General features: G+C 59.8%; 2 protein-coding genes. Both read left to right on the forward strand.

Annotation, left to right across the window (positions count from 1 at the left end; translation table 11 throughout):
- Positions 1-108 precede the first annotated feature (108 nt).
- Entirely contained in the window at positions 109-444 is a 336-nt protein-coding gene (locus HEQ72_RS11190; RefSeq protein WP_168023426.1) for a hypothetical protein, read from the forward strand.
- 79 nt (positions 445-523) lie between these two features.
- A partial coding sequence (locus HEQ72_RS11195; protein WP_168023427.1) for a recombinase family protein occupies positions 524-2,160 on the forward strand: 1,637 nt, incomplete at its 3' end.

Genomic DNA, 2,160 nt, shown 5'->3' on the forward strand with positions numbered 1-2,160 from the left:
TTTTACTTTCTATACCTGCATTGACATTTCATAGTGTTGTCGCTAGCTGTGAAGGCTGGGGTATCTGGTTGCACGCCCCCGCACTGTATCCAGGAAAGGACAACAGCAATGAGCAGCGTACAGGACAACGAAGCCCTGCCTTTCATAGGCAACGGTATCTTTCATGGCGTGGACTGGCTGACCGTTTCACCGGAAGACGCCGATGACTATGACGACATTGTGCCAAGCATGGATGAGATCATCGCCCATATTCCGCCTGAACTTCTGCCGCCACGCGTTGATGTCGGGACAGCGGTTGCCATGGGCTGGGACGGTCGTGACACCGATCCTGCGGTCTCTGTTGACGAGATCTGGGAAGATGTTTACCGCATCGCCCGCAAGATTATCCGGGTCAAACGCCGCCGTGAAGCCGAAGCCGCTGCACAGGCCGCCAACGCCCCCTGATCGTCATCCGCTCTTTCCCCGTTGCCCGTCAACCGGTTAAATGTCGTGTATACATACGACACAGACCGGAGGAAACGTCATGCTGGTCGCCATTTACGCGCGCCACAGCACCGACAAACAGGACACATCCAGCGCCGATCAGGTGGCCCGGTGTGTCCAGTTTTGCGCAGACAGGGGGTGGACTGTATCCCACATTTTCGCCGACGAGGCGTTGTCAGGAGCCACCATGTCCCACCGCGAGAATGCCAAGGCGCTGGTTGCCGCCGCCCTGGCCGGTGAATTCGAGAAAGTGTTGAGCGAGGACTTGTCACGCCTGTCCCGCAGCCAGTCCGATATTGCCGCGCTGTACGAGAAACTGCGCTTCATGGGGATCGATATTGAGACCATCGCGGACGGAACCATCAACGAGCTGCATATCGGCCTGAAAGGCACGATGAACGCGCTGTACCTGCGGGACCTTGCCGACAAGACCCGGCGCGGGTTGCGGGCCATCACGCTGCGCGGGAAAATCCCCGGCGGCTTGTGCTATGGCTATCGCACCAAACACCGCCTGGATGAGAAAGGCGAACTGGTCCGTGGCGAGCGCGAGATTCATCCGGCGGAGGCGGAGGTCATCCGGCGTATCTACAGCGAGTACCATGACGGGGCCATTCTGAGTGAAATCTGTGAAGGCCTGAACGACGACGGCATTGCGTCGCCGCGCGGCGGAACGTGGTCCATATCCGCTCTGGTCGGAACGGCATCCCGGCAAACCGGCGTCCTGCGCCATACGCTGTACAAAGGCTGGATCACCTGGAACCGGCAGGAATACCGGGTCAATCCCGAAACCGGAAAACGGAACTGTGTCGTACGGCCTCAAAGTGAATGGCTGCGGATACCGGTTCCGGAGCTCGCGATTGTGGACGAGGACCTGTTCGATGCGGTCCAGCGCATGATTGAAGACCGGTCTTCCATGCGTCATATCCGCGCCGCCGATGCCAAGGCCCGCAGCCGGGAGCGGGCGATGGAACGCCAGCGCAAGGCCCGCTCGCTCCAGATGAAGACCGGCCAGACCGGAAGCTGGTTCTTCACGCGCCGCTTGCGGTGCGCCGAAACCGGCCACACGTTGACTGCCGCCCCGCCGGGTTATTACGGATCACGCCGGACCGCCTTGTGGATGATCCCGCGTGAAACCATCATTGTCCAAGGTCTGGAAGCGCTGAATACGGTCGATCTGGACACCATCCGCACCTTCCAGGAGACGCTTTCACCGGACCGGCAACGCCACGAAAGCGCCATTGAACGGCTGCAACAACAGATCGACCAGGCAACAGATGAGGTCAAGGCACTGCTGTCCGATCTCGGAAACCGGACCAACCGCCCCGTCATCCGGTCCTTTCTGGACGACAAGGAAAAGCAGATCACCAACGCACGCCTTCAGCTCTATACGCACCAGCGGGAACTGGACAAGCTGATTTTCCGCACCGACCTTGCCAACGAAAGCCTGAACCGCTGGAAACGCCTTCTGGCCCGCCTGAAGCACGATCCGTCCGACGGTCTGTCCACAGTTCTTGTGCGCACCTGTATCAACCGGCTGTTTGTTCATGTGGAACGCAATGCCGATGACGAGCCGGTCCGCCTCTGGTGCACGGCTGATATCAACGTGCCTGAACTGCTGAAGCTCAACACCGCCATCATGCCATGGGACCTGATCCCCGAGCCATGGTCGAGGGCCGC

The sequence above is a fragment of the Haematospirillum sp. 15-248 genome (assembly GCF_012102665.1).
In the GTDB taxonomy this organism is placed as follows: Bacteria; Pseudomonadota; Alphaproteobacteria; order Rhodospirillales; family Rhodospirillaceae; genus Haematospirillum.